Below are 24,053 nucleotides of genomic sequence, written 5' to 3' on the forward strand. Positions count from 1 at the left end.
TTTTACACCCCTGTGAAGATCCTTATATCCCCGCTCAGCAGAGCACAGGCACCGGACCGACGCCCCAGCCACAGTCCCCGCAACATGGGACGGACAATCAATCCTCCGAGCTCTAGGCGGCCCGAATTCCGGGCAATTGTCCATTGGCCAGTGCCCGGTCGAGCGCCAGTTGCAGATCAGCGAAGCAGGAGCGCAGTGCCCGCCGACTGCCCGCCGGAGCGTCTGCGTGACCGGCCTCACCGACATGCAGGGTCAACACCGTAGGCCGATTGGCAAACAGCGGCATCTTGTAGGCCTTGACCATCGGCGCGAAACGAATGATCAGATCGATGTGTGGTGAATAGGGTTGCAGAAAGATATCGATCGGCTTGGGGCAATAATCCTCAGGCGCAAACTTCTCTTCGCGCAGCACATCAAAGAGCTTTCTCGACAGAGCGGCATCAGGCTCAAAACCGGCACTGAAAGCCCTGACAGCTTCCTGATGATGATTGAAATAGGCTTCGGCCAGAATGCTGCGACCATTGTTATGTTCATCGACAAACAGGATATTCGTTTGCAGCATGTGAGCCTCCCTCACTGAGATTGCAAAAATGACTTGGTGCCTGATTGACTTTTAGTGCCTGAATAAAGACTGGCACCTGAGTGACGGCTGGTGCCCGAGTGACGGCAGGTGCCCGTTGGCGAAGTAACCCACTTTTCCTACAGCCCCATGACAGGGATCGCGGCTGACCGCTTGTTATACAAAAATAATTTGATTGTTACGCAACAAGAGACTTTGGAAATTTTGATATCACCTACTTACAAGGCGCAAGGATTGCAACCCCAAATCATGCAATCCAGAGATTGAATCGCAACAAAGCAAACAAAAAGGCCGCTCCGAGAAACGGAACGGCCTTTCTAAATGTGTTTTGAGTCTTGCACCCAAGGTGCGCAACCAGCCTTCGCTTAAATCGAACGCTCGACGAGCATACGTTTGATCTCGGCAATTGCCTTGGCCGGGTTCAGACCTTTCGGGCACACCTTGGTGCAGTTCATGATGGTGTGGCAACGGAAGGCACCAAACACATCATCAACCTGATCAAGACGTTTGCCGGTATATTCGTCGCGGCTGTCGATGATCCAGCGATAGGCTTGCAGCAACGCAGCAGGGCCAAGATACCGTTCGCCATTCCACCAGTAGGATGGGCAGGAGGTCGAGCAGCTGGCGCACAGAACACACTCATAAAGACCATCGAGCTTGGCGCGGTCTTCGTGGCTCTGCAGCCATTCGGTTTCCGGCGCGGGCGTGTCGGTCTTCAGATAAGGTTCGACAGCGGCATGCTGGGCATAGAAATTGTTCAGATCCGGCACCAGATCCTTGACCACCATCATATGCGGCAGTGGATAGATCTTGATGACCTTGCTCTTCACCTGATCCATACCGAAGGTACAGGCCAGCGTGTTGGCCCCATCGATATTCATTGCACAGGAACCACAGATCCCTTCGCGGCAAGAGCGGCGCAGGGTCAGGGTCGGATCGATCTTGTCTTTGATATACAGCAGACCATCCAGCACCATCGGGCCGCAATCTTCGCGGTCGACAAAGTAGGTGTCCATCTGTGGGTTTTTGCCGTCGTCAGGATTCCAGCGGTAAATGCTGAACTCGGTCAAGTTGGTCGCGCCTTCAGGCTTTGGCCAAGTCTTGCCTTCCTTGATCACTGAATTTTTCGGCAGCGCAAGTTCAACCATCTTTTCGCTCCGTTATCGGGTCTCGTCCAGATCGTTCCCAACGATCATGGACATCAAATTCGAAAAGGCCGGGCAGCCAGAGCTGCCCGACAGCGGGCGCATCAATAGACGCGGGCTTTCGGCGCAATCTTGGCAGGATCGATGCCACCTTCATCAGGGGTGGTCAGCGGATCCAGAACGACCGGACGATAGTCGAGGCGCGTGGTGCCATCTTCTTCCAGCCATGCCAGCGTATGTTTGCGCCAGTTTTCGTCGTCACGACCACCCATCGGACCATCTTTATAGTCTTCACGAGCGTGCGCGCCGCGGCTTTCCTTACGGGCTTCAGCACCGACAACCGTTGGCAGAGCGTTGGCCATCAGGTTCTGAAGTTCGAGGGATTCCATCAAATCCGAGTTCCAGACCAGCGAACGGTCGGACACATTCATGTCGGCCATTTCGCCCCAGAGATCTTTCATCTCCTTGCAACCTTGCTCGAGCGTTTCCTGTGTACGGAACACGGCAGCGTTGTTCTGCATGCTCTTCTGCATTTTCAGGCGCAGATCAGCAGTCGGGGTTGGACCGTTGGCATGACGGACATTATCGAAATTGTCCATGATCTTGTCGAAGCAAGCCAGATTCGGCGTTGGGATCGCAGCTTCCTTGTCAATGACTTCCGCTGCCTTGATCGCCGCCGCACGGCCAAAGACCACAAGGTCGATCAGGGAGTTGGAACCAAGACGGTTGGCGCCATGAACGGACGCACAGGCAGCTTCACCCACAGCCATCAGGCCCGGTGCAACGGCATTTGGATCATCTTTGGTCGGTGCCAGCACTTCACCCCAATAGTTGGTTGGAATACCACCCATATTGTAGTGAACGGTCGGCAGAACCGGAATCGGTTCCTTGGTCAGATCGACGCCGGCAAAGATTTCCGCACTTTCGGAAATGCCCGGCAGGCGCTCAGCCAGAATGGCCGGATCGAGGTGATCCAGATGCAGGAAGATATGGTCTTTATCAGGACCAACACCACGGCCTTCACGGATCTCCATGGTCATGCAGCGCGAGACAACGTCACGCGAGGCCAGATCCTTGGCAGATGGCGCATAACGCTCCATGAAGCGCTCGCCTTCGGAGTTGACCAGATAGCCACCCTCACCGCGGGCACCCTCGGTGATCAGACAGCCAGAGCCGTAGATGCCGGTTGGGTGGAACTGAACGAATTCCATATCCTGCAGTGGCAGACCAGCGCGGGCCACCATGGCGTTGCCGTCACCCGTGCAGGTGTGGGCCGAGGTTGCAGAGAAGTAGGCGCGGCCATAACCACCGGTGCCGATCACAACCATTTTCGCATTGAAGCGATGGATGGTGCCATCGTCGAGGTTCCAGGCAACCACGCCTTCACAAACGCCATCATCACTCATCATCAGATCAAGCGCGAAATACTCGATGTAGAATTCGGCATTGTTGCGGATCGACTGGCCATAGAGGGTATGCAGGATCGCGTGACCGGTACGGTCAGCGGCAGCGCAGGTACGCTGAACGGCGGGACCTTCACCGAAATTCTGCATGTGGCCACCGAACGGACGCTGATAGATGCGGCCTTCGTCGGTACGCGAGAAAGGCACACCATAATGCTCAAGCTCGTAAACCGCCTTTGGCGCTTCACGGGCGAGATATTCCATGGCGTCGGTATCACCGAGCCAATCCGAGCCCTTGACGGTGTCAAACATGTGCCACTGCCAATGGTCAGGACCCATATTCTGCAAGGAGGCAGCGATACCACCCTGTGCGGCAACCGTGTGTGAACGGGTTGGGAAAACCTTGGTCACACAAGCGGTACGCAGGCCCTGCTCGGCCATGCCGAGGGTCGCACGCAGACCGGCACCACCGGCGCCGACGACGACAACGTCATGATAGTGGTCGTGAACCGTGTAGGCCCGGCCATTGATGCTGTAAGAACTTGCCATCGGTCTATTAACCCCCAAATGACACTTTGAGCACCGCGAACAGACAGGCGGCACCGACAACGGTGGAAAGGAAGAAGCTGGCGATCTTAGCAGAGGTCCGGAAGAGCTGGTTCTGCAGATAGTCTTCGGTGATCGTCAACGACCCTTGATACATGTGATAGCAACCCACGATCACGTAAAGCAGCAGCAGGATGGCAGCCACCGGATGGCCCACCAGCGCTTTGGCGCTTGCATAATCGGAGTTCAGTGCTTTGATGACAAACCAGACGAAGCCGATGCTCAGAAAGATCAGGCAGACGGATGTCAGGCGCATCGCCCAGTGGTGCTCGGTGCCATGATGGCTAGAGCCAAGACCACGGATGGTTTTGATAGGTGTTTTCATGTGTCTCACTCCCCGGCTTTACAATGCGGCATAGCCGATAACCCAGATCAGGCCGGTCAGCACGACGCCGCCAATCAGAGTTGCGCGATACAGGAATTCGATCTGCGGCTTTTCAATCATCGCAGGCACATCCCAGATGAAGTGGCGAATGCCACCCAGCATGTGATGCATCAGCGCCCAGGTAAAGCCGAACAGAACCAGACGTCCAAGGATCGAGCCCCACAGCATCTGTGCGGTTTCGAAAGCCTCGGGGCCCGCTGCAAGAGCGATCAGCCAATAGGCAAGGAAAAAGGTACCAGCATAGAGTGCGACACCGGACATGCGGTGACTGATGGAGATGGCCATCGAAAAGGTGACCTTGTAGGCACCCTGCTGAACGTGGGGAGAAATCGGGCGTTTGCCCTTCAGGTCGACGTCTGTCATATTTTTCGGTCCTCGACAGGTGACGCTTACGTAAGAAGCAACCGTAAGATTGGTTGACTAGCTCAAAGTCATACCGACAAAAGAGCTTTTGGTCAAAGCCAGTGACGATCAAATCATACGACTTTGGCCTAAAAGTTACACAAACGGAAACCGTCTGCGCGCGCGGCTACGCGATCAGTACATGACACCTTCTAAAAGATAGGTTACCCGCTGGTCGTTGATCTGGATCGCATTTTGAACAAGTGGGATAACTTTTTTCTCCTCACTTGGTACAATTGACAATCAAAACGCACCCTTGAGCGACACAAGACACAGCTATGGCGTCATCGTTCCAGCATGGGCCAGTTGTGACGATGCAACAAGGCACAATTCAGCAACCCACCTATCGACTAATAGCATAAGTATATCAGTATTTTACACTAGAAAACCAGAGATCACATGCAGCACCACTAGCGGGGCAGCAGCACCCAGAGATCGAGATCCAAAATCACCGCTTGTGCATAACCGGCCTCGTCCTTGCCGGGATAAGTCACGCAGGAACAGTCCTTCGTGGCAAAGAGTCGCAACCGCAGGGCACCGACATCATCGCGTCCGGGCAGTTCCGCCTTGTCCAGCACCTCCGACCAGGCAAACACCGTGTCCCCGGCAAAAAGCGGCGCCACATGACGGCCACCATTGATTGCAGCCACATGAAACGCATTGCCGAGCCCATTGAAGGACAAGGCCCGCGCCAACGAAATGACATGCCCGCCATAAATCAGCCTGCGACCAAAGCGCCCCTGCCCTTCCGTGAACTGGTTGAAATGCACCTTGGCGGTGTTCTGATAGAGCCGGGTCGCCATCTGATGCTCGGCTTCTTCCACGGTCATGCCATCCACATGATCGATTCGCTCGCCAATCTCATAGTCGCCCCACAGATGCGGCGAGCCGGACAAAGCCAGATCGAAGCCATCGACATCAAGCACAGGCACCGCGTCCCCCAGACTGTCCGCGCCAAGGGCCTTGGGCAGCAGGGGCACATGATCATGCCCGGTCGGCGTTTCAGGCTCTTTCTTGCGCACCATCACCCAGCGCACATAATCCAGCACCACGTCCCCGTGCTGATTGACGCCGGTCGAGCGCACATAAACGACCCCGGTCTTGCCGTTGGAATTTTCCTTCAGGCCAATCACCTCGGACTGGGCCGACAGGCTGTCCCCCGGATAGACCGGCACAAGGAAGCGACAGCCCGCATAGCCCAGATTGGCCACCGCATTGAGCGAAATGTCCGGCACCGTCTTGCCGAATACGATGTGAAAGACCAGCAGATCATCAATCGGCGCGCGCTCATAGCCAATAGCCCGGGCAAAAGCATCCGAACTCTGCACCGCAAAGCGCGACCCATAGAGCGCCGTATAGAGCGACGCGTCGCCGGTGGTCACCGTGCGCGGGGTCGCATGGCGAATGATCTGACCGATGGAAAAATCCTCGAAATAATTGCCCGGATTGGTCTTGCTCATCTTTATCCTCCCTCAGACGCATGGAATAGTGTCAATGCGCTTGAAGAAACTATATTGCAGCGCAGCAATGCTGTCATTCAAACGTTAGGATGACAGGGTAACTCTGTCGGCTCCCGCTCAAACCGACAAACGGATTGATTCGCTCGCCCCATCTGAGGATTCCATGCTTTCCCATATTGCCCGACCGTTTATTGTATCTCTGGCCTTCATCGCCGCCCCGCTTGGTCTCGCTGACGCCGCCACCATCGGCCCGCGTCCCCTCTTCCTTGTCGACCAGATGAAGGACGGCCCGCTGAAGGACAAACTTGCGGCCTGTGTCAGCGAGATCGAGGCTGGCAAGATCCTCACCCCGCGCCTCTTTTCCATTGGCCATCGCGGCGCACCGTTGCAATTCCCCGAGCATACGCTGGAAAGCTACAAGGCCGCCGCCCGCATGGGGGCAGGCATCATCGAATGCGACGTCACCTTCACCAAAGACAAACAGCTGGTCTGCCGCCACGCGCAAGATGACCTCCACACCACCACTAACATTCTGGCCACTGATCTCGCGGCCACCTGCGCCAAGCCCTTCAGCCCGGCATCGGGCGACAAGAAAGCCGCCGCACGATGCCTGACCGCCGACCTGACGCTCGCTGAATTCCGGCAACTCAACGGCAAGATGGATGCAGCCAACCCGCGCGCCACCGATGTTGATAGCTACATGTCCGCAACGGCCGGATGGCGCACCGATCTCTATGCCAATGCGGCGGGCACGCTGATGACACACAAGGAATCAATCGCCCTGCTCAAATCGCTGGGTTCGAAATTCACCCCGGAACTCAAAGCCCCTGCCGTCCCGATGCCCTTTGAGGGCATGAGCCAGACCGACTATGCCCAGAAACTGATCGATGACTATAAGGAAGCAGGGGTTCCACCGTCCGACGTCTGGCCACAAAGCTTCAATCTCGATGACGTGCTTTACTGGATCGAGCATGAACCCGCCTTTGGCAAACAGGCCGTCTGGCTCGATGGCCGCTATGGCAAGGATATGGACATCATGGATGCTTCAACCTTTCAGCCCTCGATGCAGGAGCTGAAAGAAATGGGCGTCCATTATCTCGCCCCACCGCTCTGGATGCTGGTCACCGCCAAGGATGGCAAAATCGTCCCCTCCACCTACGCGCGCGAAGCCAAGGCAGCAGGCCTCAAACTCATCGCATGGTCGCTGGAACGCTCCGGCAATCTGGCAAAAGGCGGCGGCTGGTACTATCGCTCGGTTAATGAGGTCATCACACAGGAAGGCGATGTCTATGCGCTTCTCAACCTGCTGGCCAACGACATCGGCGTCACAGGCACCTTCTCCGACTGGCCCGCCACCACCACCTTCTTCGCCAATTGCATGGATCTGGAATAGGGATTCTCAAATAGAAAAAGGGGCGCTCAAAGCGCCCCTAATTTCACCTCACGGTCATAGTCAAACGGCTCGACCTCTTTGACCACCGCTTGCCCGCATTTCATGATGCCTTCCTTGGCATCATAGGCATAGCTGGGCGAGCCATAGAGCTCCCACCCTTGAGACAGGGCTTCCGTCACCTTGTGGCAAAAGCCTGCATCATCGATGGCTGTGAGAAACCGATAGACTTTTTGTCTTTCACTCATGACTTCTGCTCATCCCGCTTGGCAATGGCATCGGCAATTTCGACGACCCGGCGGGCCATTTCCGCATGCAGACGTTCGACCATTTTGCCATTGATGGTCATCACATTCTTCGACTGATTTTCCGGCGCATCAAACGCGTCGATAATGGTCCGGCAGGAGGCGATTTCCTCCGCGCTTGGCGAGAAGATTCGATTGCAATCCTCGATCTGTTTGGGATGGATAATCGTCTTGCCATCCATACCCATCTGGGCGCCCTGTTCACACTCGGCTACGAAACCTTCCGCATCATTGAACTGATTGAACACCCCGTCAAGGATGGTCAGATCCGACATCCGGGCAGCAGCCAGACATTGCATCAGCCACGGCATCATCGGCGCCCGGCCCGGCACCATAGCGGTGCGGGTTTCTTTCGACAAGTCATTGGTTCCCAACACAAAACAGGAAAGACGGCGTCCATGATATTCCTGCACCGCCCCGGCGATTTCCGCCGCCCGGATCATCGCGCCGGGGGTTTCCATCATCGCCCAGATGCGCACAGCCTGATCGACGCCAGCATCATTGAGCTTGCGGCCAACCACATAGACATCTTCGGCACAATCCACCTTCGGCACCGCAATCGCGTCCGGCTTGGCGCTTGCGGCGGCCAACAGATCCGCCTCCCCCCATGGGGTATTCATGCCATTGATCCGGATCACCACTTCACGATGCCCGAAGCCGCCGACCTTGACGGCCTCGACCACCTGATCGCGCGCCATCTCTTTTTGGTCAAGAGCGACCGAATCTTCCAGATCGAGCAGCAGCACATCGACATTCAGGTTGCGGGCTTTTTCAAGCGCCCTGGCGTTCGAGCCGGGCATGTAAAGGGCGGTACGACGTGGTCTGAAAGACATTGAATTTTCTCCGATCATCACGGCATTATGCAAGCGCGACAACATAAGCACCAAAGATGCAGGTCGCCACCCCCTTCCTTAGGCGAATCGTGCCATCCGGGGAAGGTGGTGTCCAACCAGAGTGGACAATTCAGAACGGAAAACAATGAAACAAGCAGATCTCGTCATCATCGGCGGAGCGATCATGGGTGCTTGCCTTGCCTATTTCCTCAAAAAGGATCTTGGCTTTGAAGGCTCGGTCATCGTGGTTGAAAAAGACCCCACCTATGCCAACTCCTCAACCACCTTGTCGGCGGCCTCGATCCGCCAACAATTCTCGACACCGGAAAATATCCAGCTGTCCCTGTTCGGTCGCCGCTTCATCGGTGAGTTGCAGGACCGCTTTGGCCCAGAGGCCGATATCGGCTTTTGCGAAGACGGCTATCTGATTCTGGCAACCGAAGCAGGCCTTCCCATCCTGCAATCCAATCACGCGATCCAGATGGCCAATGGTGCGGACAATATCCTGCTCGACCCAGCTGCCATGAAAGCCCGCTTCCCCTGGCTCAATACAGACGATCTGGCCGCAGGCTGCTACGGTCAGTCCGGTGAGGGCTGGTTCGATGCCCATATGCTGCTTGATCTGGTCCGCAAAGGAGCCATTGCAGCGGGTGTCCATTTCATCAAGGGCGAGGTGGTTGGCCTTGAGAAGACCGGCAACCGCGTCAGTACCGTCACGCTGGTCTCGGGCGAACGCATCGCCTGCGGGGCGGTTGCCAATTGCGCAGGCCCGCAAGCAGGAAAAGTTGCCGCCATGCTCGGCATCCCCCTGCCGATCGAAGCCCGCAAGCGGACCATCTTTGTCATCGACAATCCCAAGCCTCATCCGGGCATGCCCTTGATGGTGGACCCGTCCGGTGTCTATGTCCGACCCGAAGGCAACGTCTATATTTCGGGCGTCGGCCCCGGCGCAGAAATCGACACTGCCGTTGAACATGATGATCTCGATCCCCATTATGATTTGTTCGAGGAGGTCATCTGGCCAACCCTTTATGAGCGCATGCCGGGCTTTGATGCCATCAAGATGGTCAATGCATGGGCCGGGCATTATGAATATTGTACCCTCGACCAGAATGCAGTGATCGGCGCCCATCCGGAGATCGAGAATTTCTACTTCAATGCTGGCTATTCAGGTCACGGCCTGCAGCATGCCCCCGGTGCGGGGTTTGCCGTTGGAGAACTGTTTCTGCATGGCGAATATCGCTCGCTTGACCTCTCCATTTTCGGCTATGAAAGGGTTCTGGCTAACAAGCCGGTCAGGGAAATGAACATCATCTGACCATCAGACCAAGGACGAGCGGCGACAGCAACCAGCGTCGGAACCGGAACGGGGTCAGCAACGCAATGGCCCCGAAAGGGAACCAATTCCATGACAGCCAACAGCAATCTTCAAGGAGGCCCGATGGCAGGCCAGACCCAACCGGACGCAAAGCCGGTGCTTGTCATCTCCTCCCACGTCATGGCTGGTGCTGTTGGCAACCGCGCTGCCTCCTTCGCCCTTGAACGGTTGGGCTTCCCGGTCTGGGAAGTTCCGACCGTCATTCTGCCATGGCATCCCGGTCATGGTCCCTCAACCCGCAACACCATCGACGCCAGCCTCTTTGCCCACAGCCTTGAGGATCTCGAACGCCATCCCGATTTTGCCAATCTAGGGGCACTGTTGAGCGGTTATATGGGCTCGGTCGCTCAGGTCGAGGCAGTCGCCAGACTTGTCGATGGGCTGAAGGCAGCCAACCCGGACAGTCTCTATGTCTGCGATCCGGTGATGGGGGAGGAAAATGGCCTCTATATTGCTGAAGAGATTGCCATCGCCATTCGCGACCTGTTGATTCCGCGAGCCGACATCATCACCCCCAACCGGTTCGAGTTCAATTGGCTGACTGGCAAGGAAGCCCGCAACAATGCCGATCTGATCAACAATGCCAATCAACTGGGCTGTCCGACCACCCTGATCACCAGTGCCTTCCCGATGATGCGCAACGCCATCGCCAATCTGCTGATCGAAGCCCCCAAGCCGCTTGAAGAAACCGCGCAGGACGCGACCACTCAGGCACCGGAACCGGCCCGCTCTGACATTGCCATCATGGCCGAACATCCGATCATTCCGAACCCGCCCAACGGCACCGGCGATATGGTCGCCGCATTGTTTCTCGCCTACCGCCTGTCGGGCCAATCCGGCGAGCAGGCATTGAAGCGGGCGGCCAGCGGCATCCTCGAGGTCGTCTCTCGTTCGGTGCGCTCCGGCTATGCCGATCTGGAAGTTGCCCGCTTTGGCGACCGTTTCACTCATCCGATGGCGATGGTCCATATGCGCATGGTCAATGCCGCCCCCCGCCGGACGGTCTTGCGGCCCAATTGATTTGGGCTGTCCTGTGCTGTCCTGCACAGAGCCACCCGCCCTTTCCCCGCCCAACAAGAGGTCATTATGACGGCTTTTCCCTCGACCGATGACATGCGCCATGCCCACGACCTGATCGCTTCCCACATCCGCAAGACACCGGTCTTTGCCATCGATGGAACCGAGCTTGGTCTTGCCGGGCCGGTCAGCCTAAAGCTCGAATTGTTGCAACATTCCGGCACCTTCAAGCCGCGCGGTGCCTTCTACAATCTGCTGAGCCGCGATGTGCCCGAGGCGGGTGTCGCCGCAGCCTCAGGCGGCAATCACGGCGCCGCTGTTGCCTATGCAGCCCGTAAGCTCGGCATCAAGGCGCGGATCTTCGTCCCCGACATTGCCAGCCCTGCCAAGATTGCCCGCATCCGCTCCTATGGTGCGGAGATTGTCGTCAAAGGCGAGCGCTATGCCGATGCTCTGGAGCTGTGCAGCGCCTATCAGACCGAGACAGGCGCCATCGGACTGCATGCCTATGACGGCTTTCACACCATTTGCGGACAGGGCACGCTGGGCCTCGAACTGGAGCAACAAATGGGGCCGGATCTGCCCGACACCCTGCTGGTGGCCGTTGGCGGCGGCGGTCTGATTTCCGGCATTGCCAGTTGGTTTGACAAGCGCGTCAAGGTGATTGGCGTTGAGCCGAACGAGGCTTCTGCCCTTGCACAAGCGCTCGCGGCAGGTGGCCCGGTCGATGTACCGGTTTCCGGCGTGGCCGCCGACAGCCTTGGTGCCAAACGCACCGGCGACATGGTCTATCAGATTGCGAGAGACAAGATCGATCATGTTTTGTGCCTTGACGACGAGGCCATTCTCGAGGCTCAGAAAACCCTCTGGACCCGCCACCATCTGGCCACCGAAGCCGGAGGCGCCACAGCCTTTGCCGCGCTTCTGTCCGGTGCCTACAAACCGGAAAAAGACGAACGGGTCGGCGTGGTGCTTTGTGGCTCGAATGTCGATCTCGACAAACTGGCCACTCTGACCAGCCAAGAGTGAGCAGACAGCAAAAGCCCCTGCAATTGATAGGAGCTTGGCAAAATCCCGCTGTCGCCTCTTGATTTGACGGGCCTTTGGCACAAGATGCGTTCAGAGGAATCGATCAAAACAGAAAAACAAAATCGAAGAGAGCAAAGATGGCCCAACTACCAGAAAGACTGCTCGAAGGCTATGCCGCCTTCAAGAGTGGAAAATTCAAAAGCGACAGCCAGCGTTACGAGGAACTGCATGACGAGGGGCAGAAGCCGGACATCATGCTGATCGGCTGTTGCGACAGCCGTGCCACCCCTTCGGACATCTTCAATGCCGGACCTGGTGAAATGTTCGTCGTGCGCAACGTTGCCAATATCGTTCCCGCCCAGAATGAACAGATGGAAGGCTTGCATGGCACCGCAGCCGCGCTGGAATTTGCCGTCAATGCCCTCAAAGTCAAGCATATTGTCATTATGGGCCATGGCCGTTGCGGTGGTGTCGCGGCCTATATTTCCGAAGATATGGAGCCTTTGTCCGAGGGCAATTATATCGGCCAGTGGGCGGCCCAATTGGCACCGGCCGACAAGCCCGAGCGCCTTGCCGGCCTCAACCGCCCCGACCTCGATCATCAGGGCCTGCTGGAGCGCAGCTCGATCATGAAGTCGATTGAAAATCTGATGAGCTATGGTTTCGTTCGCGAAGCCGTGGTCCTTGGAACACTCGATCTGCATGGCGCCTGGTTCGACATCCGCCAAGGCCGCCTCGAATATTATGACCGTGACGACCGCTCCTTCAAGACGGTGGAAGAAGCCTGAGCACCGGCCAACCCAACAACAGACACAGAGTCAGCACAAGGCCCGTCGATTACAGCAATCGACGGGCCTTGCATCATTCATAATACGGACAAAAAGGTTATCCCGCCTTGCGCAATGGGCTCTCCATTTGCGCCATTTCGCTGCTGAAACCCGCCTGATTGCCCTTGACCCAAACGGTGCGATACCGGTCTTCCTGCCCATCCTCACTTCGAACCGTCACCAAGGCGCCTTCGGTTAAATGGCTTGGAATATCGACCAGACTACAGCCCAGATTGGTGCGGTTGACCATGATGCACGCATGGTTCTGGCCATCAAGCACCAGCGTTACCGAGTCATTGACGGCCATCCGCAGGGCTTTGCGCCGCTCCTCAACATCCCGCGACACGTCACTCAGAAAGCCCTCGACCGACTCGGACAGACTCTGGGCCGTCTGGGTCAGACTTTCCGACACAGTGCGCACTTGCTCGGCCTGCTTGCTGGTCTCTTCGATGGCCTCGCTAACTCCTTCCACATTAACAGCCACCTGCGCGCTGCCTTCGGAGGCAAGGGCGATACTCTTGGAAATTTCCTGGGTCGCCGCATCCTGCTCCTCGGAAGAGGCCGCGATCGAAGCGGACATTTCATTGATTTCGCCAACGGCGCCCGCCATCAGGCCAATCGCATTCACCGCATCCTTGGTTGAAACCTGAATGGTGTCGATTTGCTTGGCAATCTCTTCCGTCGCCTTCGCGGTCTGTGTAGAGAGCTCCTTGACCTCGGCGGCCACGACAGCAAATCCCTTGCCGGCCTCACCCGCACGGGCCGCTTCGATGGTGGCATTGAGCGCCAACAAATTGGTCTGCTCTGCAATGGCCCGGATCATCTCAACCACTGCGCCCACTTGCTCAACCGTTCTGGCCAGCCCGGTCACTTCGCTTTCTGCTTGATCCGCGGTGCTGCGCAACTTGCCGACCACTTCATAGGTGCGTCCCGACTGATGGGCGATTTCGCGGATAGAGCCAGACAATTCCTCTGCAGCACTGGCCACCGTCTGCACATTGCCCGTGGCATTGCGGGTCGCGCTCGAGGCATCCGATGCTTTCTGATTGGCCGATTGGGCCGCGTGCCTGAGGCTATCTGCCGAACTGACCATGGTATTGTTGCCATCCCGCATCGTTGCGATCACATCGGATATGGTGGCGCGGAAGCCCTCGACAATGGTGCTGATATGGTTTTGCCGTCTTTCTTCTCTCTGGCGCTCGGTCGCCTGCGACACCTCCAGCTCCCGGCGTTTCAGGGTATTGTCCCTGAAGACCGACAAGGCGCGGGTCATGTCACCGATCTCGTCGCTGCGATCCATGGCTTCCAGTTTCACATCCGGATTGTCCCGTGCAAGGATCTTCATATCCACCAGCAGGGCATTCATTGGCTTGGTGATGCCGCGTGCCAAATAGAATCCGAGCAGACCGAGCACGACCACCAGCCCCAGAACCGCCAGCAAAATCGCATCGCGCATAGCAACCACAGGCTTGGAAAATTCCTCGACGCTGACCAAGGCGGCCACGACCCAACTCACCCCATGGAATTTCAGCGGCACCGCAAACAGCTTCATATCCATGGCGCGATAGCCGTGAATGATTTCCATCGCTTCATCGCCCCCCACTGCCTTGCGGATTGCCTCGGCGTCAATTTTGGTCTTGAGGAAACTATCGCCGTCAACGAAGGGAGAGTTGTTGCGCATCAGCAGATCTTCGCCGACCACGATAAACTCTCCCATTTTTCCCAAGGCCTGATGATCCTTGAGAATCTCGTCGGCCACGTTGGGCAACTGGAAAGCCAGAACCCCGGCCACCGTGCCGTCCGTGCCGTATACCGGCGTTGACAGAAAACTGGCTGGCGCTCCGCCGCTGGGGGCGAAGGGGGCAAAATCAAAAAAGGAAATCTGCCCTTTGCCGGACGCAACTGCCTTGCGATAGGCCTTGGCCAAATCGGTATCCTTCCAGCGCCCTGTCAGCAGGTTGGTACCAAAATCCGACTCCTTGTAGACCGTGTAGAGCAGATTGCCCTTCCCATCGAACAGGAACACATCATGAAGCTCATGGTGTGTCAGCAGATCGCGATACCAGGGATGATAGGTGCCATGAACCGCGTCATAGGCAGTGCCCGTCTCCGCCTTGTCGAGCCGGAGCTTCTGCGCATGGGGATTGTTGGCAACATACGCTGACTGCAGCTGATCCTCAGATGCGTCGCCCAATTCTTGCCAAGCGGCAGAAAAGGCGGCAAGCGCCTGACGGGTCTGCGGACTATTGGCCGTCAGCAGCAAGGTCCGGTCGATCTCGTTCAAACGATCCTGCACATGATTGCGCCGCTCAGTCGCCATCGTCTTCAAATTCGTGGCGACAATCGAACCGACAATATCACTGGTGAAGGTAAAGGCGAGAAACCCCAGCAAAATGGTCGACAGCAGAACACTGCCCAGCACCATCGCCGGTATTTTTTTGCTCAAACGGAGCGTCCCAAAGCTTGCCAACATTGCCAAAAACCTGTCTGGAGGAATTCATTGATTAACAATGTATGAAAGCGAAGTATGGTTAATAATAAGTTGCAACTAACATATAACTACGCAACTTTTATTTGTAAGGATTTCTACGACACACCTTGCAGAGCCACAATCGCTCTGGTTGATCGCTCCCATTGTCACTACAACTTATTGAGGCATAACAAAAAACCGGCCTGTCATCAGACAGACCGGTTTGAATTTTCATGCATGTGGAAAAAAGCACGTCTTGCGTGTGGATCAACCGCGTGGCTTCACGAGCCCTTTGTTGACCAGCGTCTCGGCGATCTGAACCGTGTTCAGCGCAGCGCCCTTGCGCAGATTGTCAGAAACAACCCAGATATTCAGGCCATTCTCAACTGTGGAATCCTCACGGATACGGGAGATGTAGGTCGCATCTTCACCAGCCGCTTCGACCGGAGTGATGTAGCCGCCATCTTCGCGCTTGTCGATGACCAGACAGCCTGGAGCCTCACGCAGGATGTCACGGGCTTCGTCAGCAGAGATTGGCTGTTCGAATTCCAGATTGACGGCTTCGGCGTGGGACACGAAAACGGGCACGCGGACGGCGGTGCAGGTGACCTTGATATTCGGATCAAGCATCTTCTTGGTTTCGGCAACAACCTTCCACTCTTCCTTGGTGGAACCGTCATCCATGAAGACGTCAATATGCGGGATCACATTGAAGGCCATCCGCTTGGTGAATTTTTTCGGTTCGATCGGATCGGACACGAAGACCGCACGGGTCTGGGTGAACAGCTCGTCCATGGCTTCCTTGCCAGCGCCGGAAACGGACTGGTAGGTGGCAACAACCGCACGCTTGATGGTGGCCTTGTCATGCAGGGGTTTGAGGGCGACCAGCAACTGGGCGGTGGAACAGTTCGGGTTGGCAATGATATTGATGCGCTTCTCGTCGGCAATCCAGCTTTCCAGAACATGGGCGTTGACTTCCGGCACGATCAGCGGAATGCGCTCGTCATAGCGCCACTGGGAGCTGTTATCGATGACGATGCAGCCCTGTGCGGCGATCTTTGGTGACCATTCTTTGGACAGCGAACCGCCAGCCGACATCAAACAGAAATCGGTGTCGGAAAAATCATAATGATCGAGCACCTGACATTTCAGGATTTTGTCACCGAAGGACACTTCCTTGCCCTTGGAGCGGCTGGACGCCAGCGCGACCACTTTATCCGCCGGGAACCCGCGCTCGGAGAGAATGTCGAGCATCTCACGACCAACATTGCCCGTGGCGCCTACGACTGCAACTTTATAACCCATTTGTCTTGATCTCCTGATCCAGCGCTCCCCCAAGTTTGTCCGCCGTCATGCTCACTGTGGCTTTGACAGGCGGCCCTGCTCCCCTCACAGCCCTGGGGGAAGCAGTCAGGGAACGAGAGGGGCTTCAAATCTTGGTGGTAGTCTTGATTGTAGTCGGAATGAGCGCAGCAATGATGAAAGCGCCGGTCATGGACCCTGCGTTCTTTGTCTTCATCATCTTTGTTTCGGCAACAAATGGCATGCTCAAACCCAGTTTTGGCGCATAATGCGCAACCCTCTCGGATCGTTTATGGGTTTTGCTGCAACTGGGCAGTCAAGTCAAGACCAAATCCGCGTGAACCGGTTATTTGTTCCTTTTGGCCCCCTCGCGCACATCGCCTTGCCGATTGACCGCCTTGTGCCCTGATCAGCTCCCAAAGAGGCCCTGCAGGCCTAGAGGGGTGAAAATCATGTCAGATGCAATGGCCGAACAATCCCCGCCCAATCAAGCAACAAAAAGGGCGGGGTTCGAGCCCGCCCTTCTGCAATTGCATGACCTGTCGGCAGCTTACGCGCTGGCCACCTTATCAAGGAACCGGTCAACGGTCCTGGTCAGCCCTTCGGCACATTCATTGACGTCCGCAGAAACAGAGTTGACTTCATCGACCGCACTGCGTGTCTGGGTCGCGGCACCGGACACGACCTCAATGTCTTGGCTAACGGCGGAGGTGCCTTGCGAGGCCTCCTGAATCGACGCCGCGATTTCGTTGGTCGCCAGATTCTGCTGCTCCACGGCTTCCGAAATGGAAGCGGTAAAGACATTCACCTTCTCGATGGTGGTGCCGATGATTTCGATCGACTGAACCGCTTCATGGGTCTCGTTCTGAATGGTCGAGATCTGCTGGCTGATCTGCTCGGTCGCCTTGGAGGTCTGGTTGGCCAGTTCCTTCACTTCGGCGGCAACGACAGCAAAGCCCTTGCCCATTTCACCGGCCCGTGCCGCTTCAATCGTGGCGTTCAATGCCAGCAGGTTGGTCTGTTCAGCGATGTCCCGGATCAGGCTGACCACATCGCCGATCTGTTGTGCGGCGGCATCCAGACTGCCGACACGTTCATTGGCAGCGCCCGTGGTCACCATGGCATCATTGACGGCGCTGGTTGCCTGCTCGACCTGACGGCCGATTTCACCAATCGAGGCCACGAATTCCTCACTGGCAGCCGCCACGGTCTGAACATTGGAAGATGCCAGAGACGCCGCGCTCAGCGCCTGATCCGACCGTTCTGCGGTCGATTGCGACAGCTGGGTCAGACTGCTGGCCGTGCTGCGCAGACGATCCATCTGCTGGGTGACCACCTGCAGCTCGCGACGGGACTCGGTGCGAAAATTCTCAATCAGACTGTCGATCTGAGCCTGCCGTTCCGCCTGACCGGTTTGATCAAGCTGCTGTTGCTCCGCCAGCTGTTTGCGTTCAGCATTCATGTCACGGAAGGTCTTCACAGCCTGCGCCATTTCCCCAAGCTCATCCTGACGATCTTCGGCGGGAACTTCATTGATTGGTTCATTATTGGCAAGACGCAACATCGCGCGCTTCAACGACCCCATGGGCTTGAGGATCGAGCGCAGCGTGTACCAGGCGACCGCCAGACCAATCAGCATGATGATTGCACCGATCAAAAGAGCCGTCCGCGTATTGTTCCACAGGATGGCCTGCAGATCATCCGTATAGACGCCCGTGCCGATAACCCAGCCCCAGGGCGCAAAGCCCTTGACGTAGGAGAGCTTGTCGACAGGCTCTTCCTGCCCCGGTTTGGGCCAAAGATAGCCGACAAAGCCAGCGCCATTTGCCTTGACAGTTTTGACAAAGGCCGGGAAAATCCGAACACCATTGGCATCTTTCAGGTCGGTCAGATCCTTGCCATCAAGCGCGGGTTTGACCGAATGCATCACAACGACATTGTCCATATCGTTGATCCAGAAATATTCCTGCCCCCGATAGCGCATGGCCTTGACGGCGGACTTGGTGGCTTCCTTGGCCTCCAGCTCGCTTATCTCACCCGCCTTGAAGGCGTCATATTTGGACTGGGCGATATGGACAGCCACATCAACCAGACTTTTCAATTCCGCTGCTTTCTGATCCGACAGGTTCGTCGCTGCATTCTGATTGAGCGTGAAAACCATCCCGGAGATACCAATCAGGAAAACCGCGACCAGGAGATACAGTCTCTTTGCAATAGTGAAGCGCATTGTGTCTTTTCCGACTTTTGCACGCCTGCTTCATTCAAGTCGCCAGATCTAAGTCCTCACATCGACGGAACGACCGTTTGAAGCAAGCGCAATTGTTCCCTTTTTCAGAAATATTTCTCTGAAACGCTCTACATCCTGCTTCTATTGTAACTAATCTTGATTTTTTACTGCTTAACGCCGCGACTATTACAAACTTCGCCCTAAAAAAATAATTCTATAAAACTCAACAAAATCGATTAAAAGTGATCAAAAATCTCATTAAAATTACCACTGACGGAATTTCATTCCGGCCGCCGTAAAGTTGCAAATATTCGACTGAAGTCAACCAGAAGGTCTTTCCTAATATTAGATGGTTTTGGTCAAAACTAAAATACAACGCACCAAGCTGTCACCTTCGGCTACATCAGAGCTGCCTAATACTTTTGATTAACAACACAATCGAAACCAGTTTCGACGTCGTTTTTATTCGAAACTCGCCGCGTGTCGGCAAAGAATAGGACTCGGGATCGCCAGTTTGTTTATGGTATCAGGCAATGGGCTTGCCCAAAAACGGGCCGCCAGAAGAACAGGTAATTGTAGAAACAAAGCAGGCAAAGTTTCCTTTTTGCCCCGCTCCTTTTGTCGCCTATCGCTTGATTGCTGCAGAAAAAACAGGTTAAACAGCAAACATGACAAAAAAGACGAAACAATCACGTGAGAGCCAGGACGAGGCGCGGCGGATGGAAGCCGAACGCACCTTGAAGCGCGTCGACATGGATTCAGAGGCCATCGGCACCTCGACACTGGCCCGCGCAGCAGGCCGTGCCAAGGGGCATCTGGGTGGCAGCGACGTCGACCCCAACGATCCAATCGAGTTGTGGGGCACCCGCATCGGACGCAGCGCTGGCGCAATATTTGCAATTATTCTTGTGCTGTGGCTCATCAGTCATTTCACACGATGACAAGCCAGCCCCTTTGATGTATGGAGGGGCAATCGATGGGCTGTCCCCTTTTCATCACCGGGGCTATCCCTTCATATGACAAGACAATTCAGAACCAAGTCGGACAAGGAACAAATGGTCGCAAAACTCTTTATCGATGGCGAAGTTGGCACAACGGGACTGCAAATCCGGACCCGCCTTGAAGGTCGCAACGACATCAAGTTTTTGCGCCTGCCGGACAATCTGCGCAAGGATGCAGAGGCCCGCGCCCAGATGCTGAACGAGGCCGACATTGCCATTCTCTGCCTGCCCGATGCGGCAGCGATCGAGGCCGTCAGCCTGATCGAGAACAAAGACACCCGCGTCATTGATGCTTCGTCAGCCCACCGGACCGCCGAAGGCTGGACCTATGGTTTTGCCGAACTGAGCAAAGGCCAGCGCGCTGCCATCGCCGAGGCCAAGCGGGTCTCCAATCCCGGCTGCTATCCGCAAGGCTATCTCGCCATCATGCGGCCTCTGGTCGAAGCCGGTCTGATCCCGGCCAATTTCCCCGCAACCCTGAATGCCATTTCCGGCTATTCCGGCGGCGGCAAGGGCATGATTGCCGACTATGAAAGCAACGAAAACCCGATCAAGGTGCCTTACTGGCCCTATGGCCTGACGCTGGCGCACAAACATGTGCCGGAAATGCAAGCCTATTCCGGTCTTGAGCATCCTCCGGTCTTCCAGCCAGCGGTCGGCACCTATGCACAAGGCATGATCGGTGCCATCCCGCTCAATCTCTGGGCGCTCGACAGTCAGCCGAAACTGGCCGACCTGCATGCCTGCCTCGCAGATCGCTATGCGGACGAGATCTTCGTCAAGGTCGCCCCGCTCGAAGCCGCTGGCAAGCTGGACGCCATCACGCCGGAACATCTCAACGGCACCAACTCCCTGCATCTCCATGTTCATGGCAATGACGAGATCGGACAGGCAGTCCTGCTCGCCGTTTATGACAATCTGGGCAAGGGCGCATCAGGGGCTGCCGTGCAGAATATGAACATCATGATGGGAATCGACGAGACCACCGGCCTCGACATCGCCCCCCTCTGACCCATACTGAAAACAGACGACGGACGTCCAAGGACCAAACCCGGACCGTTTTAAAGGATCGATTGAAAGATGGAAAAATTCACCACTTTGACCGCGGTTGCCGCACCGATGCCCCTGATCAATATCGACACCGACATGATCATTCCGAAACAGTTCCTCAAGACCATCAAGCGCTCCGGCCTCGGCGTCAATCTGTTCAGCGAAATGCGTTACAATGAGGACGGCTCCGAGAATACCGACTTCGTCCTCAATCAGGACGCTTACCGCAACGCCCAGATTCTTGTGGCTGGCGACAATTTTGGCTGTGGTTCGTCCCGTGAGCATGCCCCTTGGGCCCTGCTCGATTTCGGCATCAAATGTGTGATCTCCACCAGCTTTGCTGACATTTTCTACAACAACACCTTCAAGAATGGCATTCTGCCAATCATCGTCAATGAAGAAGACCATGCCAAGCTGCTGGACGACGCCTCGCGCGGTGCCAACGCCACTCTGACCATCGATCTGGAAAATCAGGTCATCAAGGGCCCGGACGGCGGTGAGATCGCTTTTGAGGTGGATCCATTCAAAAAGAAATGCCTGATCGAAGGCCTCGACGATATCGGCCTGTCGATGGAAAAAATCAGCAATGTCGACAAGTTCGAAAAAGGCATGGAAGCAGAGCGTCCTTGGGTTTAAGCGTTTCGCCCAGCGAAACGCATAGCAATGGTGCCCTACGCACTGCCCGATCAGCGACAGGTGTTTCCCACTGGGAAACACCGACAGCCCGAAGAACACCCAAATAGCCGGGCCAACCGCCCGGCTTTTTCATGCCTATCCCGGCACTCTCCAGCCAGACCTGTCGGTCTGGCTTTTTGAATCTCACTTTGCAGTGGACAGACGATGCATTCAATTGTCGCACAAATCGAGCAGCAGCTCAGGCCCATTCCTGCAGGAACCATCCTCATGCAGGACAATCGCATCGCCAAGCGGTGGTCTGCACCCATCGCACCCCTTTTGATCAGCGCCTTCCAGATGACATCATCAACATACTCGGCGCTTTGCGGTGCAATCGAGCTCGACTTTGAAGGCACAGACCTGCCGGTCACCTCCGTCTCATGGCTGCAAGCGGCCCGCTTCTGCAATGCCTTGTCCCGGGCAGCAGGCCATGACTGCTGTTACCACTTTCACACGGACCAGCAGGATGCCGACTGGGATCCGGCCGCCAGAGGCTACCGATTGCCGACAGAGGCAGAGTGGGAATATGCCTGCAGGGCCGGCAGCAATGAACCACGCTATGGCCCGCTATCTGATATCGCCTGGTATCGAGAGAATTCTGCAGGACGCCCCAGCCGGTGGGAACCAAGCGCCCGAACGACTGGGGTTTACATGACATGCTCGGCAATGTCTGGGAATGGTGCTCGAATATATATGATGCCGAGACCTATGGCAGATACAGAAGCTTTCGCGGAGGCGGTTGGGCCGACGCGGAACGAGGGTGCCTTGCGACCAATAGGCGCCGCAGCCACCCTACATTTGCCATCGACGATTTGGGGTTTCGCATCGTAAGACCCGTTTAGGGCCTTGCAATACGCGGCTCAGGGTATTAATCGAATGCCCAGAACAGTTTTTCTTTCCGATCCTTGCGCTTCGCACTGCGGGATCGCATTTCTTTCAAGTCAACAGGACAAGCAGCATGGCCCACAAGCTCTTTCTTCTGCCCGGTGACGGCATCGGCCCCGAAATCATGAATGAAGTGAAGGTGATCATCGACTGGATGAACACCAATCTCGATGTCACCTTCGAATGTGACGAAGGTCTCGTGGGCGGCTCCGCTTATGATGCCCATGGTGTTGCCATTTCCGAGGACGACATGGCCAAGGCCATGGCTTCTGACGCTGTGATCTTTGGCGCCGTTGGTGGCCCCAAATGGGCCGATGTGCCGTATAACGCCCGCCCCGAAGCTGGCCTTCTGCGTCTGCGCAAGGATATGGGCCTGTTTGCCAACCTGCGCCCGGCCATCTGCTTCCCGGCTTTGGCCGATGCCTCTTCGCTCAAAAAGGATCTGGTCGAAGGCCTCGACATCCTGATCGTCCGCGAGCTGACCGGCGGCGTCTATTTCGGTGAGCCAAAAGAAATCGTCACGCTGGAAGATGGCCAGCAGCGCGCCGTTGACACCCAGCTCTATACCACCAGCGAAATCGAGCGCATCACCCGCGTCGCCTTCGATCTGGCCAAGACCCGCTCCAACCGCGTGGCTTCCGCCGAGAAACACAATGTCATGCGTTCCGGCGTGCTCTGGAAACAGGTTGTCTCGAAAATCGGTGCGGAAGAATATCCAGACACCCCGCTTGAGCATGTGCTGGCCGACAACTGCGCCATGCAGTTGGTCCGCAATCCAAAGCAATATGACGTCATCGTCTGCGACAACCTGTTTGGCGACATCCTGTCCGACGTCGCAGCCATGCTGACCGGTTCGCTGGGCATGTTGCCGTCTGCTTCCCTTGGTGCGCCAGATGCCGAAACCGGCAAACGCAAGGCGATGTATGAGCCAGTGCATGGCTCCGCGCCGGACATTGCAGGCAAAGGCATTGCCAACCCGATCGCCATGATCGCCTCCTTCTCGATGGCCCTTCGCTACAGCTTCGAAATGATCAAGGAAGCCGAAATGCTCGACGCTGCAGTTGCCAAGGTTTTGGAAAAAGGCCTGCGCACCGGTGACATCGCCAAGGAAGGCGACACGGTCGTCACCACCAAGGAAATGGGCGCCGCTGTCATTGAAGAGCTGAAAGCGCTGGCATAAGCAAAGACTTTTAAAGCTAGAAAAGAGAAAAGGCCGGGTCGCATGATCCGGCCTTTTTCATGCGTCAAATCCTGTCCTCAGGGCGAACAGGGATCGCTCAAAGGCCAATAGTCTAGAATACCGGGCAACCTGACTTCATCCTTGAACCACTCGGGTTCATCGACTGCCATGATAACCATCGGCACCGGAGCCTTGTGCAACAAACGCCCGTCCGAACAGGTCAGCTCAATCCGCCCCGGCGCATCACTGCCGCCACCGCCCGGCAAGGCAAATGACATCACATAGCGATAGACGGTGACGACGTAGCGGCCGTCCGGGCTGGTGAAGGTTTTGAAGACACTGCCTTTTGGCTCGCTTGGATAGAAAAACCAGATCAACAGGCCGACAAGAGGTGCCGCCAACAAGAGACGTAATTTTCGCATTCTATGCCTGTTTCAACAAAGGGAACCACGCACACAATCAGGTGGCAGGGCATCAAGGCAGAAGGATGGCAAAAGCAGGAA

Annotated in this window: 21 protein-coding genes and 1 pseudogene; 10 read left to right on the top strand and 12 right to left on the bottom strand. The window is 56.3% G+C overall.

The features are described 5' to 3' along the window. Positions 1–112: 112 nt before the first annotated feature. From FDK21_RS07920 to FDK21_RS07945, 6 genes are all read right to left on the bottom strand, one after another. Positions 113–562 carry a hypothetical protein gene (locus tag FDK21_RS07920; RefSeq protein ID WP_114008348.1) on the bottom strand — a complete coding sequence of 150 codons (450 nt, stop codon included), beginning with the start codon at positions 560–562 and terminating at the stop codon, positions 113–115. Positions 563–945: 383 nt separating this feature from the next. After that, positions 946–1,728: a succinate dehydrogenase iron-sulfur subunit gene (locus tag FDK21_RS07925; RefSeq protein ID WP_114008347.1), complete on the bottom strand. Its 783-nt coding sequence runs from the start codon at positions 1,726–1,728 to the stop codon at positions 946–948. 101 nt (positions 1,729–1,829) lie between these two features. Continuing rightward, positions 1,830–3,677, bottom strand: a complete 1,848-nt coding sequence (gene sdhA / locus FDK21_RS07930) for a succinate dehydrogenase flavoprotein subunit (RefSeq protein WP_114008346.1) — start codon at positions 3,675–3,677, stop codon at positions 1,830–1,832. Positions 3,678–3,684: 7 nt separating this feature from the next. Continuing rightward, the gene (gene sdhD / locus FDK21_RS07935; protein WP_114008345.1) at positions 3,685–4,059 is read right to left on the bottom strand and encodes a succinate dehydrogenase, hydrophobic membrane anchor protein; all 375 of its coding nucleotides are present in this window, start codon (positions 4,057–4,059) and stop codon (positions 3,685–3,687) included. An 18-nt stretch (positions 4,060–4,077) separates the two neighbouring features. Beyond that, positions 4,078–4,482, bottom strand: coding sequence for a succinate dehydrogenase, cytochrome b556 subunit (gene sdhC, locus FDK21_RS07940; RefSeq protein ID WP_138148093.1), 405 nt, complete (start codon positions 4,480–4,482; stop codon positions 4,078–4,080). Positions 4,483–4,931: 449 nt separating this feature from the next. Further along, positions 4,932–5,981, bottom strand: a complete 1,050-nt coding sequence (locus FDK21_RS07945; protein WP_138148094.1) for a MaoC family dehydratase — start codon at positions 5,979–5,981, stop codon at positions 4,932–4,934. Positions 5,982–6,144: 163 nt separating this feature from the next. On the opposite strand from FDK21_RS07945, the gene FDK21_RS07950 reads away from it, so the two are divergent. Then, entirely contained in the window at positions 6,145–7,374 is a 1,230-nt protein-coding gene (locus FDK21_RS07950) for a glycerophosphodiester phosphodiesterase family protein (RefSeq protein WP_138148095.1), read from the top strand. 26 nt (positions 7,375–7,400) lie between these two features. Here FDK21_RS07950 and FDK21_RS07955 read toward each other — a convergent pair whose 3' ends face one another. Then, positions 7,401–7,619: a DUF1737 domain-containing protein gene (locus tag FDK21_RS07955; RefSeq protein WP_138148096.1), complete on the bottom strand. Its 219-nt coding sequence runs from the start codon at positions 7,617–7,619 to the stop codon at positions 7,401–7,403. After that, the gene (locus FDK21_RS07960) at positions 7,616–8,509 is read right to left on the bottom strand and encodes a CoA ester lyase (protein ID WP_210238709.1); all 894 of its coding nucleotides are present in this window, start codon (positions 8,507–8,509) and stop codon (positions 7,616–7,618) included. The genes FDK21_RS07955 and FDK21_RS07960 overlap by 4 nt, the downstream gene beginning before the upstream one ends. A 145-nt stretch (positions 8,510–8,654) precedes the next feature. Between FDK21_RS07960 and FDK21_RS07965 the strand changes: the two genes are divergently transcribed. The 4 genes from FDK21_RS07965 (at position 8,655) to FDK21_RS07980 (ending at position 12,721) form a co-directional block, all read left to right on the top strand. After that, complete coding sequence (locus FDK21_RS07965; RefSeq protein WP_138148097.1) at positions 8,655–9,827, top strand: FAD-binding oxidoreductase; 1,173 nt, start codon at positions 8,655–8,657, stop codon at positions 9,825–9,827. Positions 9,828–9,917: 90 nt separating this feature from the next. Beyond that, positions 9,918–10,907, top strand: coding sequence for a pyridoxal kinase (pdxY, locus tag FDK21_RS07970; protein WP_246657523.1), 990 nt, complete (start codon positions 9,918–9,920; stop codon positions 10,905–10,907). A gap of 66 nt (positions 10,908–10,973) precedes the next feature. Continuing rightward, positions 10,974–11,933 carry a threonine/serine dehydratase gene (locus FDK21_RS07975; RefSeq protein ID WP_138148098.1) on the top strand — a complete coding sequence of 320 codons (960 nt, stop codon included), beginning with the start codon at positions 10,974–10,976 and terminating at the stop codon, positions 11,931–11,933. Between the two features lie 137 nt (positions 11,934–12,070). After that, positions 12,071–12,721, top strand: coding sequence for a carbonic anhydrase (locus tag FDK21_RS07980; RefSeq protein WP_114008337.1), 651 nt, complete (start codon positions 12,071–12,073; stop codon positions 12,719–12,721). 97 nt (positions 12,722–12,818) lie between these two features. Here the strand turns inward: FDK21_RS07980 and FDK21_RS20605 are convergent, their stop codons facing one another. From FDK21_RS20605 to FDK21_RS07995, 3 genes are all read right to left on the bottom strand, one after another. Continuing rightward, a complete protein-coding gene (locus FDK21_RS20605; protein WP_171021994.1) occupies positions 12,819–15,206 on the bottom strand; it encodes a methyl-accepting chemotaxis protein in 2,388 nt (795 codons plus the stop codon). Between the two features lie 291 nt (positions 15,207–15,497). Continuing rightward, positions 15,498–16,535, bottom strand: coding sequence for an aspartate-semialdehyde dehydrogenase (locus FDK21_RS07990; RefSeq protein ID WP_138148099.1), 1,038 nt, complete (start codon positions 16,533–16,535; stop codon positions 15,498–15,500). A 547-nt stretch (positions 16,536–17,082) separates the two neighbouring features. After that, positions 17,083–18,759 (bottom strand): cache domain-containing protein, encoded by a 1,677-nt coding sequence (locus tag FDK21_RS07995; protein WP_114008334.1) that lies wholly within the window; start codon positions 18,757–18,759, stop codon positions 17,083–17,085. Between the two features lie 668 nt (positions 18,760–19,427). On the opposite strand from FDK21_RS07995, the gene FDK21_RS08000 reads away from it, so the two are divergent. From FDK21_RS08000 to leuB, 5 genes and pseudogenes are all read left to right on the top strand, one after another. After that, positions 19,428–19,700 carry a hypothetical protein gene (locus FDK21_RS08000; protein ID WP_114008333.1) on the top strand — a complete coding sequence of 91 codons (273 nt, stop codon included), beginning with the start codon at positions 19,428–19,430 and terminating at the stop codon, positions 19,698–19,700. A 114-nt stretch (positions 19,701–19,814) separates the two neighbouring features. Continuing rightward, positions 19,815–20,771, top strand: a complete 957-nt coding sequence (gene argC / locus FDK21_RS08005) for an N-acetyl-gamma-glutamyl-phosphate reductase (protein ID WP_138148100.1) — start codon at positions 19,815–19,817, stop codon at positions 20,769–20,771. A gap of 69 nt (positions 20,772–20,840) precedes the next feature. Beyond that, positions 20,841–21,446 (top strand): 3-isopropylmalate dehydratase small subunit, encoded by a 606-nt coding sequence (leuD, locus tag FDK21_RS08010; protein ID WP_138148101.1) that lies wholly within the window; start codon positions 20,841–20,843, stop codon positions 21,444–21,446. A 336-nt stretch (positions 21,447–21,782) separates the two neighbouring features. Beyond that, a pseudogene (locus FDK21_RS21065) lies at positions 21,783–22,327 on the top strand (SUMF1/EgtB/PvdO family nonheme iron enzyme). Between the two features lie 116 nt (positions 22,328–22,443). Then, the gene (gene leuB, locus FDK21_RS08020) at positions 22,444–23,550 is read left to right on the top strand and encodes a 3-isopropylmalate dehydrogenase (RefSeq protein ID WP_138148103.1); all 1,107 of its coding nucleotides are present in this window, start codon (positions 22,444–22,446) and stop codon (positions 23,548–23,550) included. Between the two features lie 77 nt (positions 23,551–23,627). On the opposite strand, the gene FDK21_RS08025 is transcribed toward leuB, so the two are convergent. Further along, on the bottom strand, positions 23,628–23,972 hold the full coding sequence (locus FDK21_RS08025) for a hypothetical protein (protein WP_138148104.1): 345 nt from the start codon (positions 23,970–23,972) through the stop codon (positions 23,628–23,630). Between the last annotated feature and the right edge of the window lie 81 nt (positions 23,973–24,053).

This window comes from Cohaesibacter sp. CAU 1516, assembly GCF_005771485.1.
Taxonomy (GTDB): Bacteria; Pseudomonadota; Alphaproteobacteria; order Rhizobiales; family Cohaesibacteraceae; genus Cohaesibacter; species Cohaesibacter intestini.